The organism is Mesorhizobium sp. PAMC28654 (assembly GCF_020616515.1).
Classification (GTDB): domain Bacteria; phylum Pseudomonadota; class Alphaproteobacteria; order Rhizobiales; family Rhizobiaceae; genus Mesorhizobium.
On the sequence record NZ_CP085135.1, the window covers coordinates 1,282,930 to 1,297,388 of the forward strand.

The following is a 14,459-nucleotide window of genomic DNA, read 5'->3' on the forward strand; positions in this document are numbered from 1 at the left end:
AAGTCCCTGGGGGAGCATATTGTGCAGGAATTAGCGGCTAGATCAAACCCTTGAGCCGCTGCGGCCGGCCTTCACGATCATGGTGATCAGCTGTATTTTGCCAGCTTACAGTGCCCGTTGCGGGCATGGCGTTCCCACCGCGTCGCCGCAGCGCGAGGCAGTTGGCTGAGGCCTGAAGCTCATCTCCTCGGACTGGCGCACCAATTCCGAAAAGACCAGCGCGAAGCTTCCCAACATCAGGAAAACGATGATCAGACGTGTCACCGGCAATAGATCAGCCTCGACTGGCTAGGCCCCACGCTACCCATGCACTGTCGGCTAACATGATCGATGCGGCTTTACGAATGCTTAAGCTCCATCTTAACCATCACGGTCATCACATTCGCTCATGCAGTGACATGAAGCGCGAGCGGCAAGTCCATCTTCCGCCGGCGTCTTTGCCCGTGTGGGACAGCACAGCGTCTCCCTTTGCAGACGTGCCTCGCTCATGTTAACCCGACGCTGACGCGACCCAGGCAACCGGTCGCCATCCGGGAGCCATGAGCAAAGCCGCCAGCCGTTTCGCCTTCGTCTCATCCGATACAGCCGATGCCAAGGCAGCGCGGGAAAGCCTGTCGGCGCGCTACGGCGAGACATCCGTCGAGGAGGCAGGCGTCATCGTGGCGCTAGGGGGCGACGGCTTTCTGTTGCAGACCTTGCGCGACACGATGGGCACGGACAAGAAGGTCTACGGCATGAACCGTGGCACCATCGGCTTCCTCATGAACGAATATCGCAGCGGCGGCCTGGCGGAGCGAATCGCGGCCGCGGTCGCCGAAACGATCCGTCCATTGGAGATGCTGGCGGTGACATCGGAGGGCGAAACGATCTCGGCGCTGGCGATCAACGAGGTCGCGCTGTGGCGCCAATCCTACCAGACAGCAAAGATCCGCATCACGGTCGATGAGCAGGTGCGGCTTGAGGAGTTGAGCTGCGACGGCGTCATGATCGCGACGCCCGCCGGATCGACCGCCTACAACCTTTCGGCGCACGGGCCGATCCTGCCGCTCGATGCGCCGTTGCTGGCCCTCACCCCGGTCAGCCCGTTTCGCCCGCGCCGCTGGCGTGGAGCCTTGCTCTCCAACAAGGCGACCGTGCGCTTCGACATTCTGGAGCCGGAAAAGCGGCCGGTGAACGCCGCCGCGGATCACACGGAAGTCAAGGCCGTGACCTCGGTAACGGTGCGGGAATCGCCGACGGCGACGGCGACGTTGCTGTTCGACCCCAACCATTCCTGGAACGAGCGCATTCTCGCCGAGCAGTTCCGCTACTGAGCCGACGCAGCAAAAGGCACGAAGATTAAGCATTGCGATTAACGTTACGACTCCACAATCGTGCCAATCCCGCCCGTTTCTGTTGACAAATCGCGGGCTTGCGCCTATTCGCAATACCAATCTTGCAGGCGCGTGGCGCTTGCCGCGACGGATGCCGTTGCGCTTCCCCGAACCAGCCAAAGACAACAACACTTGTCCTCAGACACCACGACCGCTCAAGAAGCGTTGACCTTCGCAGACCTCGGCCTGTCGCCGAAGGTCCTTTCCGCAGTCACCGATGCCGGCTACACCGAGCCGACACCGATCCAGGCTGGCGCCATACCGCATGCGCTGCTCGGCAAGGATGTGCTTGGTATCGCACAGACCGGGACCGGCAAGACGGCCTCGTTCGTGCTGCCGATGCTCACCCGGCTGGAAAAGGGCCGTGCCCGTGCACGCATGCCGCGCACGCTGATCCTCGAGCCGACGCGCGAACTTGCCGCCCAGGTCGAAGAGAACTTCGTCAAATACGGCAAGAACCATAAGCTCAACATCGCCCTGCTGATCGGCGGCGTGTCCTTCGATGAGCAGGACAAGAAGCTGGAACGCGGTGCCGACGTGCTGATCGCGACGCCCGGTCGCCTGCTTGACCACCGCGAACGCGGCAAGCTCTTGCTCAACGGCGTCGAGATCCTCGTCATCGACGAAGCCGACCGCATGCTCGACATGGGCTTCATTCCCGATATCGAGCGCATCTGCGAGATGATCCCGTTCACAAGGCAGACCTTGTTCTTCTCGGCGACGATGCCGCCGGAAATCACGAAGCTCACCGAGAAGTTCCTGCACGCGCCAGTGCGCGTCGAGGTTTCGAAAGCCGCGTCCGCCGCCACCAACATTATACAACGGCTGGTGAAATCCGGCTCGAAGCCCTGGGACAAGCGCGAGACGCTGCGCAACCTGATCAGAGCCGAAGACGCGGAGCTGAAAAACGCTATCATCTTCTGCAACCGCAAGATCGAAGTGTCGGAACTGTTCCGCTCGCTGCTGAAGTATGATTTCGACGCCGGCGCGCTGCATGGTGACATGGACCAGCGCGCGCGCATGCAGATGCTGGCCAATTTCCGCGACGGCAAGCTTCGCTACCTGGTTGCCTCGGACGTCGCCGCGCGCGGTCTCGACATCCCCGATGTCAGCCATGTTTTCAATTACGACGTGCCGATCCATGCCGAGGATTACGTCCACCGCATCGGCCGCACCGGTCGTGCCGGACGTTCGGGCAAGTCCTTCACCATCGCGACCAAATCGGACACGAAATACATCGACGCCATCGAGCGGCTGATCGGCACCAAGATCGAGTGGCACGACGGCGACTTGTCGACGGTGGTGGCAAGCGAAAGCGAGGATGAAGCCCCGCGTCGTGGCAAAGGCGCGCCGCGCCGCGCCGGCCGCAAGGACGACAGCAAGGACAGGGGCGAACGCAAGCCGCGCGAACGCCACGCCAAGCGCAATGAAGACCAGGCGCCAGAGGCAGTGCTTGACGAACAACCGGTCGTCGCCGAAGCCCCTGTCGCGGACATCGGCGAGCGGCGCGCGCGCAAGGAATCGATCCGCTCCGAGAATACCGAACGGAAGGTTTCGTCGGATCGTAATGAACAACGCGCGCCGGAGCGCGGTGACACCAGGCCGCAGCGTGAAAACAACCGCCCTGCCCGCCACCGTCAGGAAGACAATGACGCCACTGTCGGCTTCGGAGACGACATGCCCGCCTTCATGCGAATCGTCGCCAAGGTCTGAGCGCGGTCAGGTTTTCAGAGAGCCAAACGAAAAACGGCCCCTCTCGGGGCCGTTTTGTATTGGATACCGCCCTGCTCAGGTCAGCGGCGACAGCTGGATCTCGACGCGACGATTCTGAGCGCGACCTTCCGCCGTTGCATTGGACGCGACCGGACGAGTCTTGCCGAAGCCGGTGACAGCGAAGCGGCGCTGATCGACGCCCTGGCCGGACAAATAGTTGGCCACGGCCAAGGCGCGGCGCTGCGACAGATCGAAATTGTGCTGGTCGCCACCGGTCGAATCGGTATGACCGAAAACGTCGACCGTGGTCTGGCGGAACTTCTTCAGAACCAGGGCGACGGAGTTCAAGGTCTGATAGAAGCCCGGCTTTACAGCGTCCTGATCGACGTTGAAGGTAATGTCGGACGGCATGTTCAGGATGATCTGGTCGCCACTGCGGGTGACGCTGACGCCGGTGCCCTGAAGCTGCCTGCGCAGTTCGGCCTCGTTCTGGTCCATGGTGGCGCCGATGGCGCCGCCGGCGAGCGCGCCGATGCCCGCGCCAATCAGCGCATTGCGGCGATCATTGCCACCAGCGAGCAGGCCAAGACCCGCACCCGCAAGCGCGCCAAGGCCAGCGCCGGCAGCCGTGTTGGAGATCTTCTGATCTCCGGTGTACGGGTCGGTGGTGGTGCAAGCGCTCACAAGCACAGCCGTCGCCACAACGGCGAGCACAGTCTTTTTCATAGGATCGTCCCTCTCAAAACGCGGTCGCTAGCGACGCGCCAAATCAGCCCTTCCAACGCCTTGTACCATGAAATAAGGCGAAAAACGGAACGGGAAAAGCAGCAGCCTTGGCTTTTCCCGACCGGAAATCCATTCGCGGCGCGATCGACGTCAATCGGTCAGAAGTGGCTACCAGAGATTCTTGCCGTCGATGACGACCAGTTCGACCTTGTCGAGATCGAAGTCGTCCAACAGGCGGGTATTCACGCTGATCTTCGGGTTGTCGAAATCCGCCTCTCCTGTCGACCAGTCTGGCGTTTCGGTGAAGGTTCCGCAGCCGCACTTGGCGCAAAACCCGTGTTTCACGGCTCTCGAACCCCATTGATAGAAGGAGACATTTTTGGGCGGGCTGGTGAGCTTGAACTGTGACGGTGTGTAGTAGGCCCACAAGGAGCCGCGCTTGGAGCAGAAGGAGCATGTGCATTGCGTGACGGTTTGCGGCGCCTGCGAAACCTCGAATGTGGTCGCCCTGCAGTGGCAACTTGCCTTGATGATCATGACCCGGTTCCTCACAATTGCCCGCCGCCGGTGGGGCAAGGGCAACATAAAGAAATGCTCCTGACAACCGTCTGTCGGCAGACTCCGTCCGCTCACTGCGTTCGCGCATGATCCAAGCCCCATAGGCTCATGCGCGGCCAGGGTCGTCCACTATGCTCAGTGGACGCACCGCAAGCCGGTAGCGCGCCTCGCCTAGAAGGAAGACGGCGGTACAAACAGGCAGATGGTCTTTCCGGCGTCGAGCCCCGCCTGATGGGCGCACCAGTGAAATTCGCCGTCGGGCGAATTCTTGACCCGCTTGTCACTGTAGGCAACCACCTCTCCGGTATCCTTGATGACATAGCCGTCGGGGCGCTCGCTGATCGATGCCTGCGGCACCTCGTGGCAATCGTAGTTCGCACAGCAGGCAAATGGATAACTCCAGCCTTGCGGCATAGCGGCGGTTGGCTTTGCATCATGGGCGAAGGCAGTTGGCGTGAGCAGGGCGATCGCGCCGATCGCGAGCGGGAAAAACAGGCGTCGGCCAGCCGGTTGAACGGCTTTGGCCGGTCGAATTGTGGCAGCAGACATGTCACGTTCCTTTCAAACGAGTTCAAGCGTTTCGCTTGCCCGTTCCCGGAACGTGTCTTCCCAGTGGCCAGATCGTCGGCTCGCAGATATGCCGCGCCCGGCCATAAATGCTTTTGCCCTCACCCGTATGGTGAGCCGATTGATGAGTCGGCGCAAGAGTTCGAGGAGCCGTCCGGCTATCCGTCCGCGGGGCCGGAATCCATCGCATGCTCGTCATATTGAGGGAGATCGTCCGTGATCGTGTACCACGGCGCCTTCGATCCAACGAAGATGTGCTTGCTTGGTCGAATGGCCGGGCTGTCTACCAGCGTTCCCATGGCGACGTGGACGAAAGCTCCCTCGCGAACGAGCGAATAGAGCAGCGAGCCACACAGCTTGCAGTGCGCGTCATGACCGTTTTGATCGCCGAAGATCAGAAGATTGTCCTCACCTTCGGTGGGGGCAAATTTGTGGCGCTCGATGCCAGCGATCGACTTGAAGGCCGAGCCGGTGGTGCGTCGACAATTCGAGCAATGGCAGTTGACCGCGTAGACAAACTCATCCGCCACCGCGTATTGGACAGCACCGCACAGGCATTTTCCGGAAAGCTTGCGACCGGTTGTTTGCAGCTTCATCACCGGCTGATCCTCCCCGAAGCTCGGCTTTGCAGGGTGCATCGGGGCTCGGCTCAAGCCAAGCCCCTGAGCTTGACAGTCCTAGTCCAGATCCGCAACGGCTTCGCCGGCGCCGCCCTCGATGCGCTGCGACAACGAGGCTTCCATGAAGTCATCGAGGTCGCCGTCGAGCACACTCGATGGATTGGTGCTCTCGACGCCGGTGCGCAGATCTTTCACCAGCTGATAAGGTTGCAACACGTAGGACCGTATCTGGTGCCCCCAGCCAATGTCGCTCTTCGACGCCTCCGTGGCATTCGCCACCGCTTCGCGCTTCTTCAGCTCTTCTTCGTAGAGTCGAGAGCGCAGCATTTCCCACGCCTTGGCCTTGTTCTTGTGCTGCGAACGCTCAGCCTGGCAAGCGACCGCGATGCCGGTGGCAAGATGGGTGATGCGAACGGCCGAATCGGTGGTGTTGACGTGCTGGCCGCCAGAGCCAGACGAGCGATAGGTGTCGATGCGCACGTCGGATTCAGAGACGTCGATCTCTATCCTGTCGTCGACGACAGGATAGACCCAGATGCTGGAGAAGGATGTATGGCGGCGCGCATTGCTGTCATAGGGCGAAATACGCACCAGGCGATGGACACCCGATTCCGTCTTCAGCCAGCCATAGGCATTGTGGCCCTTGATCAGCAGCGTTGCGGACTTGATGCCGGCTTCTTCGCCGTCATGCACTTCCAGCACCTCGACCTTGAAGCGGCGGCGCTCCGCCCAGCGCGTATACATGCGCAGCAGCATCGAGGCCCAGTCCTGGCTCTCCGTGCCGCCGGCGCCTGCGTGGACTTCGAGATAGGTATCGTTGGCGTCGGCCTCGCCCGACAGCAGCGTTTCGACCTGGCGTGCTTTCGCCTCGCCCTGCATTGAGCGGATCGCGGCTTCCGCCTCCGCCACGATACCCTCGTCGCCTTCTTCCTCGCCAAGCTCGATCAGGCCGATATTGTCTTCCAGCGCCTGGGTGAAACCCTTGACCGCCGCGATGCCATCTTCGAGACCCTGGCGTTCGCGCATCAGCTTTTGCGCTTCCAGCGGTTCGTTCCAGAGGCTTGCGTCCTCGGCGCGGACATTGAGGTATTCAAGCCGCTTTATGGCCTGATCCCAGTCAAAGATGCCTCCTCAGCAGGGTTATCGCCTGCCTGATTTCATCGACAATATTCTGCGTTTCCGCGCGCATGGGCTGCTGTTCTGTCCTGTTGGAGAATGATGCCTTGATCGGCGCGATACATAGGCATGGCACCGGCGCCTGTAAAGCGAAATGGGCCGGCTGGTGCCGGCCCATTGAAACGCATCTCAGGTCAATAAAGGCCGCCGCCGCCGTCCTGGATGGCTTGGTTGGCCTGGGGTGACAGAGCACCGCCTGTCGCATTGGAGCCATCGGCGCCCATGCCGATAACCCAATAGCTGTCAGCGGGTCCGGTACCCGGCTTGAAGGCCTCGATGATGGTGCCGGGGTCGCCCGCCGTGGCACGCATGCCGGTCTTGTGGTTGATGGCGATCAGCTTCATGCCATCTGGAACCTGGAAGTCGACATTGGGTGTGCCGTCCAGCGCCACCCGCATGAAGTCCTTGAAGATTGGCGCCGCGAGACCACCGCCGGTGGCGCCATGGCCGAGGCCACGCGGCGTGTCATAGCCCATGTAGAGGCCGACAACGAGGTTCGGCGTGTAGCCGATGAACCATGCGTCCTTCTCGTCGTTGGTCGTTCCGGTCTTGCCCGCGATATGGCGACCAAGTTCGCCGATCGTGGCGCCGGTGCCGCGTTGAACCACGCCTTCCATCATCGAGGTGATCTGGTAGGCGGTCATCGGGTCGAGCACCTGCTCGGAATTGTCGACCAGTTCCGGCTCGGGCTGGTTATGCCATTCGGTCGCGTTGCAGCCTTCGCAACCGCGTTCGTCCTGCTTGAACACGGTCTTGCCGTAGCGGTCCTGGATGCGGTCGATCAGCGACGGCTTGATCGACTTGCCGCCATTGGCCATGATCGAATAGGCCGACACCATGCGCATGACGGTCGTCTCGCCGGAGCCCAGTGCCATCGGCAGATAGGGCGCCAGATGATCGTAGACGCCGAAACGTTCGGCATATTCGACGACCAGCTTCATGCCCATGTCATTGGCGAGCCGCACTGTCATCAGATTGCGCGATTTCTCGATGCCGGACCGCAAGGTCGCCGGACCAGCCACCGTGCCGTCATAGTTCTTCGGCGTCCACGTCGTGTTGCCGCTCTGGATGGTGATCGGCCCGTCCATGATCACCGAAGCTGGCGTATAACCATTGTCGAGTGCGGCCGAATAGACGATCGGCTTGAACGATGAACCGGGCTGACGCATGGCCTGGGTGGCGCGATTGAATTCCGACTGCGCGTAGGAGAAGCCACCGACCATCGCCAGCACACGACCGGTGTGCGGATCCATGGCGATCAAGCCACCTTCCACTTCCGGAATCTGGCGCAGGCTGTAGGTTCCATCCGCGCCATCGTTCTTCTGCACGAAGATGACGTCGCCCGGCTTCAGCACCTCGGCCGGCGACTTGGCCTTGACGGTCTTGCCGTCGACCACATGTCGCATGGCAAATCCCATGTCGTCCTTGCTGACAGTGCCCGTGACGCGTTCCTTTACGATCTCGCCGGAGGCCTGCCGGGTCGGTTGAAGGCCGATGGACAGGCCGGTCGCGGAGCTCTCCAGCACTACGGCGAGCGACCATTCCGGCACGTCCTCCAATCCCTTGACATTGCCCAGAGGGACGCCCCAGTCGCTGGAAACATCGATATTCGTCACCGGCCCGCGATAACCACGCAGCGTATCGTATTTCAGCAATCCGTTCTGCATCGACTTGCGAGCAATGATCTGGATCTTTGGATCAAGCGTCGTGCGGACGGAAAGGCCGCCTTCGTAAAGCGCATTCTCGCCGTAGCGCGAGATGATCTGGCGGCGCACCTCCTCGGTGAAATACTCGCCTGCGAACAGATAGGTGCCAGTGCGGCGCGGCGTAACGCCAAGCGGCGAGGCCTTGGCCTTCTCGCCTTCGTCATGCGTGACGTAGCCATTCGCGACCATCTGGTCGATGACCCAATTGCGGCGTTCGATCGCGCGGTCCGCATGCTTGAAGGGGTTGTAGTTAGCGGGGCCTTTCGGCAGCGAGGCCAGATAAGCGGCCTCCGCGACGGTCAACTCATTCACCGACTTGTCGAAATAGGTGAGCGCGGCGCCCGCGACGCCATAGGCGCCGAAGCCGAAGAAGATTTCGTTGAGATAGAGTTCGAGAATGCGATCCTTAGAATAGGCCTGCTCGATGCGGAAGGCCAGGATCATCTCCTTGATCTTGCGCTCATAGGTCTGATCCGACGACAGCAGGAAGTTCTTCGCCACCTGCTGGGTGATCGTGGAAGCGCCAACCTGCCGCCGGCCGGAGCCGAAGTTCTGCAGATTGACAATGACGGCGCGGCCAAGTCCGGTAATGTCAATGCCGGGATGGTTATAGAAATTCTTGTCCTCGGCGGACATGAACGCCGCCTTGACGCGATCCGGAATGGCCTGGATCGGCAGATACAGGCGCCGCTCGCGCGCGTATTCGGCCATCAGTGATCCATCCGATGCGTGGATGCGCGTCGTCACCGGCGGCTCGTACTTGGCCAGAACCTCGTAGTCGGGCAGATCCTTCGACAGATGGCTGATATACAGCGCCACGCCCGCCGCGACCAAAAGGGCCAGCGTCGTGCCGATGCCGAAGAAATAGCCAATAAGACGAATCATGCCCGCTCCAGTCCTTGGTTCGGGATTTTCCTAAACGAAGCCGCCTTTCACGCAAGCTTTCCAGACGGTCCCAATCCGTAATGGAAAACCCATGTCGCGACCATGTGGACAAAATACGGCAATCGCCAATTTCGGTCCGGAATGCCGAAAATAAAAGCGCCAGGTGTTGTCGTCATACAACGCTGCCCGCGGTTGTGGGCAGCGCTGGGCATCTCACCCTCCAGCTCTATTTTCGGCCTTCGCGGCGGCAAACAAGGCGACGGCATTGGTTATGCTCTGTGCCGCCTTGCCTCTCCAGTCGGCATCCAGCAATTGGGCCTCGTCCTTTGCGTTGGAAAGGTATCCGAGTTCGACCAGGACCGAGGGAACGTCCGGCGCCTTCAACACCCTGAAGCCCGCGGAACGCTGCGGGTTGTTGATCAACCCGACGCTGGTCGAAAGCTGGCCGACCAGCGTGTGAGCAAAACTCATCGAAAAACTGTGGGTCTCGCGACGGATCAGGTCGATCAGGATATCCGTCACTTCCTTGTTGTCGTCCTTGATCTCCATCCCGGCGAACTGATCCGACAGGTTCTCACGATCGGCAAGCGCCTGCGCCTGCGGATCGGACGCCTTGTCGGATACGGTGTAGACTGTGGCGCCGCGAATGCCCTTGACGCTGATGGTGTCGGCATGGATCGAAATCAGCAGGTCGGCTTCGTGCTGACGGGCAATGCGGACGCGGTCGTCCAACCGAAGAAACTCGTCCGTGTCGCGAGTCATGAACACATTGTAGTTACCGGTCGCGGCGAGCTTGTCCCGCAACTCGGTGGCGAAGGCCAGCGTGACGTTCTTTTCGATCGTGCCGTTAAGCCCTTCAGCACCGCCGTCGACACCACCATGGCCCGGATCGATGACGACAGTGAAGCGATGGCCCGCGGTGGTCGTCGGGCCTTTTCCGACCCTCTCGCCCTTGTCGGCCGACACGGTCGAGCCGGTGGTCAATGTCTGATTGGCCAGGGCTTCGTCGAACTCACGTTCGGATGCCGCCGACATTTCGATGGCCAGCCGATAGCCGCTGCCATCATCGTTCTTGAGGACATCGAGCTTGTCGACAGCGAACGGCCCCTTGCCGGTCAGGATCAACCGCGACACTCCCTCGCCCAGATCACCAAGACGGACAGCCTTGACCAGGCCCCGCGCCTTAAGGTCCTTGGCATCGAGGGCGAATTTCGTGTTCTGAAGATCGACGACCAGACGGTTCGGGCCCCGCAGCAGGAACCATTTCGGATTGGGCTCGCGGTCAAAATTCATGACGATGCGCATCTTGGTGGCATCGCCCGCCATCTTGTATCCGGTCGCTTTCAGTGGTGCATCGGCCGCATGCGAAATAGTCGAGAAGGCCAGGCACAACGACACTACCACCAAGGCAAGGATGAAGCGCGCGACGTAGCCTCCAACACGACGACCCTTGTCTGTGAAGTCAGCCAGTCCCATCTCTTTCCAGTCGCTCCCGGTTTGGCGTCTTGAGTCGGGTCTGTATCGTCGAAGTGCCGGTTACGCCGCGAACTCGATTAACGATTGGTATCCAGAGAAGGTTAACCAAGCCTTTTCACGCAGGATCGAAGCCTGGCTTCCGCAACGGAACTGCTTTTTGCCGGCATCGGAAATCGGGGTTGCCTTCCACCCCGCCAAATCATAAAAGCGATGGTGGATCACTGCAATCCTGGAACCGCTCTCCTCCGCAGCTTACTGCTACAGGTCAGATGAAAGGCGGCTCCTTTCGCTTCACGCGAAAAGGCTTCAGGTGATCGCGACGAATTTCGTAGGCGTGCTCCCGTGGCGGGGGAATCGCTTGCGTGAGGAAAACGGCCGGGATCGTCCCGTGCCGGCTCTGTATGAGCAAACAAGCTGGTCCGGTTTTTCCCGGGCTTTGGTTCAAAAGGTTCTGCTGGTTACGATGGCTTCAAGCGCAATCATGGAAAGGTCCGCATCAAACCGCGCCATTACGGCTGCGGGCGGCACCACCATGGCGCTCAAGCGGCGGCCGGCGGACATTCAATTATCCGGCACCCAGAATCAACCAGACCCACAGCAGCGGGCTTTGTCCCGCAAGCTGAGGCTGATGGCTGCCGGGGGGAAACGAAATAATGCCCAACAAAATGCTGATAGACGCCTCCCACCCGGAGGAAACACGCGTTGTCGTCGTTCGCGGTAACCGTATCGAAGAATTCGACTTTGAATCACAAGACAAGAAGCAGCTCAAAGGAAACATCTACCTCGCCCGCGTAACGCGCGTCGAACCTTCCCTTCAGGCAGCCTTTGTCGAATACGGTGGCAACCGTCACGGTTTCCTCGCCTTTAGTGAAATACACCCCGACTATTATCAGATCCCGGTCGCAGATCGTCAGGCTCTGCTGCGCGCTGAAGCGCAGGAAGCCGAAGACGAGGAAGCCGAAGACGGCGAAGGCGAAGACCACCAGAGCCGCGATCGCGGCCGGCGCGGACGCCGCCGTGGCGGCAAGAGCCGTGAGCGCGGCGAGCACAAGCGCGACGCGGGTGCTACCGATTCCAACGAAAATGGCGAGAACAACGACGCCGGCGAGGAGGCCATTTCAGAAGAGGCCCACGCTGCTTCCGACAATGCGGACACCTCATCCGAGATATCAACACATGACGACGATGGTGCCGATCACGGTGAGACCGAGAAGTCTGGAGACGGAACCACGTCCATCGCGGCGGCTGTCGACGCGGATGTGATCTCCGAAGCCGTCCCGCATTCGGAGCAGAACGGCGAAGCCACCTCCACCGACAATGATCGCGGCATGCTGGAGGAGGTTCAGTCCTCGCATCCGGACGACCACGAGATCGAATCGGTCGGCGCCGAGGATGCACTGGAAGAAGTGCGCAACCGCCGCAAGCCGGTGCGCCGCCAGTACAAGATCCAGGAAGTGATCAAGCGCCGGCAGATTCTGCTGGTGCAGGTCGTCAAGGAAGAGCGTGGCAACAAGGGTGCGGCGCTCACCACATATCTGTCGCTTGCCGGCCGCTATTCCGTCCTGATGCCTAACACGGCACGCGGCGGCGGTATTTCGCGCAAGATCACCAATGCGCAGGACCGCAAGCGGCTCAAGGAAGTCGTTGCCGACCTCGAAGTGCCACAGGGCATGGGCGTCATCCTGCGCACCGCCGGCGAAAGCCGCACCAAGGCCGAGATCAAGCGCGACTATGAATATCTGATGCGGCTGTGGGAGAACGTGCGCAATCTCACGCTTCAATCCAGCGCCCCTGCCCTCGTCTATGAGGAAGGTAGTCTGATCAAGCGCTCGGTGCGCGACCTCTACAACAAGGACATCGACGAGATTCTTGTCTCCGGCGAAGAAGGCTATCGCGAGGCCAAGGACTTCATGCGCATGCTGATGCCGAGCCACGCCAAGGTGGTTCAGCCGTTCCGCGACACGACGCCGATCTTCGTGCGCAATGGCATCGAGGCGCAGCTCGACCGCATGCTGCAGCCGCAGGTGACACTGAAGAGCGGCGGCTACATCATCATCAACCAGACCGAAGCGCTGGTCGCAATCGACGTCAATTCTGGCCGTTCCACCAAGGAACACTCGATCGAGGACACAGCACTTCACACCAATCTGGAAGCGGCCGAGGAAGTCGCCCGTCAGCTCCGGCTACGCGACCTTGCCGGCCTGATCGTCATCGACTTCATCGACATGGAGGAGAACCGCAACAACCGCTCCGTCGAAAAGCGGCTGAAGGATCACCTCAAGAACGATCGTGCCCGCATCCAGGTCGGCCGGATCTCGCATTTCGGCCTGATGGAAATGTCGCGCCAGCGTATTCGCGCCAGCGTGCTGGAATCGACCATGAAGCCGTGCCCGCATTGCGGTGGCACGGGTCATGTGCGGTCCGATTCTTCCGTTGCTCTCATGGTGGTGCGGGCGATCGAGGAATTCCTGCTCAAGGATTCGCGCAGCCACATCACCGTGCGCACGCCGGCGGCTACCGCGCTCTACGTTCTCAACCACAAGCGAGGCACGCTGGTGGAGCTCGAAAGCCGCTTTGGCCTGACCATCACGGTCGAAGCGGATGACAGCGTCGGTGCCCAGCACTACGCGATTTTCCGCGGCGCGCTGGCCGAAAAGCCAGAAGGCTTCGTCGAGGCGCGCAGCCTTCCGGCCTATGTCGAGCCGGAGGAGCCCGAGGACGAAATCGTCATCGAGGAGGAGGAAGACGAGGCTCCGGTGCAGGCCGAGCAGCAGCCACGTCAGGCCCAGCAGCCGCAGCAGCCAAGATCCGGCGAGGATGGCGAAGGCCGCGACCGCAAGCGTCGCAAGCGCCGCAGGCGTCGCGGTGGCAAGGATCGCGACCGCGAGCATGGGGCACCGATGGACGGTGAGTCCATTTCGGCGCCGACGGATGGCGTTTCCGATACCGCAAGCGATGAGAGCATCGAACCGGCGGAATCGGACGACGAGGCACAGGTGGGCGTCACTGAAGCCGTGGAAGCTTCGGATGATGGTCAGGGCAAGAAGCGCCGACGCGGAAAGCGCGGCGGGAAGCGCAACCGTCGCGAGGATGGCGAAGGCGAGGCAGACGCAATCGCTGGCGAGGTGGCGGAGGTTTCGGAAGGCAATGTCTCCGTGGGCACCGTCTCCGTGGGCACCGTCTCCGAAATCGAGGTAGTCGCAAACGAAGCGGCAGTCGGCGTACCCGTCGTCGAAGAGCCGGTTGCGCTTGCGCCGGCCAATGACGACACGCCGGTCACCGAGAAGCCTAAGAAGCCGCGCCGCGCCGCCAAGCCGAAGAAGACGGCGGCGGAGGTCGTTGCCGAACCGGTGCCTGTGATCGAGGCCGCGCCCGAAACGCCGGTTGAGGTCGCCGCTCCGGCGGTTGAGGAAACGCCGGCAGGACAAGCCGAGGGGCCCGTTGCAAAGGCGCCTCGCGCATCGCGCCGCAAGCCCGCGGCCGTTGACGCCCCAGCGGGGCCGGTGGTGTCATCAACGGTTGACGAACAACCGGCGGAAAAGACCGAAGAGAAGCCGAAGCGAGCCGGCTGGTGGCAGCGGAAGGGCTTTTTCTAAGCCTTTCAACTACCTGACTTGATTTTCTGAATAAAAAGAATCCCGCGTCATCAAAAGATGGCG

General features: G+C 61.2%; 10 protein-coding genes. 3 read left to right on the plus strand and 7 right to left on the minus strand.

The window, feature by feature from the left end; all coding sequences use genetic code 11:
- Positions 1 to 539: 539 nt before the first annotated feature.
- A complete protein-coding gene (locus tag LGH82_RS06535; protein ID WP_227347750.1) occupies positions 540 to 1,313 on the plus strand; it encodes an NAD kinase in 774 nt (257 codons plus the stop codon).
- Between the two features lie 192 nt (positions 1,314 to 1,505).
- On the plus strand, positions 1,506 to 3,086 hold the full coding sequence (locus tag LGH82_RS06540; protein ID WP_227347751.1) for a DEAD/DEAH box helicase: 1,581 nt from the start codon (positions 1,506 to 1,508) through the stop codon (positions 3,084 to 3,086).
- Positions 3,087 to 3,161: 75 nt separating this feature from the next.
- Here LGH82_RS06540 and LGH82_RS06545 read toward each other — a convergent pair whose 3' ends face one another.
- The 7 genes from LGH82_RS06545 to LGH82_RS06575 all read right to left on the minus strand — a co-directional run bounded on the left by LGH82_RS06545 (position 3,162) and on the right by LGH82_RS06575 (position 10,800).
- Entirely contained in the window at positions 3,162 to 3,812 is a 651-nt protein-coding gene (locus LGH82_RS06545) for an OmpA family protein (RefSeq protein WP_227347752.1), read from the minus strand.
- 168 nt (positions 3,813 to 3,980) lie between these two features.
- Positions 3,981 to 4,349, minus strand: coding sequence for a GFA family protein (locus tag LGH82_RS06550; RefSeq protein WP_227347753.1), 369 nt, complete (start codon positions 4,347 to 4,349; stop codon positions 3,981 to 3,983).
- Between the two features lie 192 nt (positions 4,350 to 4,541).
- Entirely contained in the window at positions 4,542 to 4,919 is a 378-nt protein-coding gene (locus LGH82_RS06555; RefSeq protein WP_227347754.1) for a hypothetical protein, read from the minus strand.
- 176 nt (positions 4,920 to 5,095) lie between these two features.
- Entirely contained in the window at positions 5,096 to 5,533 is a 438-nt protein-coding gene (locus LGH82_RS06560; RefSeq protein ID WP_227347755.1) for a GFA family protein, read from the minus strand.
- Positions 5,534 to 5,614: 81 nt separating this feature from the next.
- Positions 5,615 to 6,746, minus strand: a protein-coding gene (gene prfB / locus LGH82_RS06565; protein ID WP_227347756.1) for a peptide chain release factor 2 whose coding sequence is annotated in 2 segments (ribosomal slippage) — positions 5,615 to 6,679 and positions 6,681 to 6,746 — 1,131 coding nt in all. Because the reading frame shifts where the segments join, the coding sequence is not laid out codon by codon here.
- 121 nt (positions 6,747 to 6,867) lie between these two features.
- Positions 6,868 to 9,324 carry a penicillin-binding protein 1A gene (locus tag LGH82_RS06570; RefSeq protein WP_227347757.1) on the minus strand — a complete coding sequence of 819 codons (2,457 nt, stop codon included), beginning with the start codon at positions 9,322 to 9,324 and terminating at the stop codon, positions 6,868 to 6,870.
- A gap of 213 nt (positions 9,325 to 9,537) precedes the next feature.
- The gene (locus tag LGH82_RS06575; protein ID WP_227347758.1) at positions 9,538 to 10,800 is read right to left on the minus strand and encodes an N-acetylmuramoyl-L-alanine amidase; all 1,263 of its coding nucleotides are present in this window, start codon (positions 10,798 to 10,800) and stop codon (positions 9,538 to 9,540) included.
- Between the two features lie 653 nt (positions 10,801 to 11,453).
- Here LGH82_RS06575 and LGH82_RS06580 point away from each other — a divergent pair.
- On the plus strand, positions 11,454 to 14,396 hold the full coding sequence (locus LGH82_RS06580) for an Rne/Rng family ribonuclease (protein WP_227347759.1): 2,943 nt from the start codon (positions 11,454 to 11,456) through the stop codon (positions 14,394 to 14,396).
- Positions 14,397 to 14,459 lie beyond the last annotated feature (63 nt).

Coding starts and splice junctions, on each gene's coding strand:
- LGH82_RS06570 (WP_227347757.1), bottom strand. CDS start 9,324: ATGATTCGTCTTATTGGCTATTTCTTCGGCATCGGCACGACGCTGGCC.
- LGH82_RS06550 (WP_227347753.1), bottom strand. CDS start 4,349: ATGATCATCAAGGCAAGTTGCCACTGCAGGGCGACCACATTCGAGGTT.
- LGH82_RS06560 (WP_227347755.1), bottom strand. CDS start 5,533: ATGAAGCTGCAAACAACCGGTCGCAAGCTTTCCGGAAAATGCCTGTGC.
- LGH82_RS06580 (WP_227347759.1), top strand. CDS start 11,454: ATGCCCAACAAAATGCTGATAGACGCCTCCCACCCGGAGGAAACACGC.
- LGH82_RS06575 (WP_227347758.1), bottom strand. CDS start 10,800: ATGGGACTGGCTGACTTCACAGACAAGGGTCGTCGTGTTGGAGGCTAC.
- LGH82_RS06535 (WP_227347750.1), top strand. CDS start 540: ATGAGCAAAGCCGCCAGCCGTTTCGCCTTCGTCTCATCCGATACAGCC.
- LGH82_RS06555 (WP_227347754.1), bottom strand. CDS start 4,919: ATGTCTGCTGCCACAATTCGACCGGCCAAAGCCGTTCAACCGGCTGGC.
- LGH82_RS06545 (WP_227347752.1), bottom strand. CDS start 3,812: ATGAAAAAGACTGTGCTCGCCGTTGTGGCGACGGCTGTGCTTGTGAGC.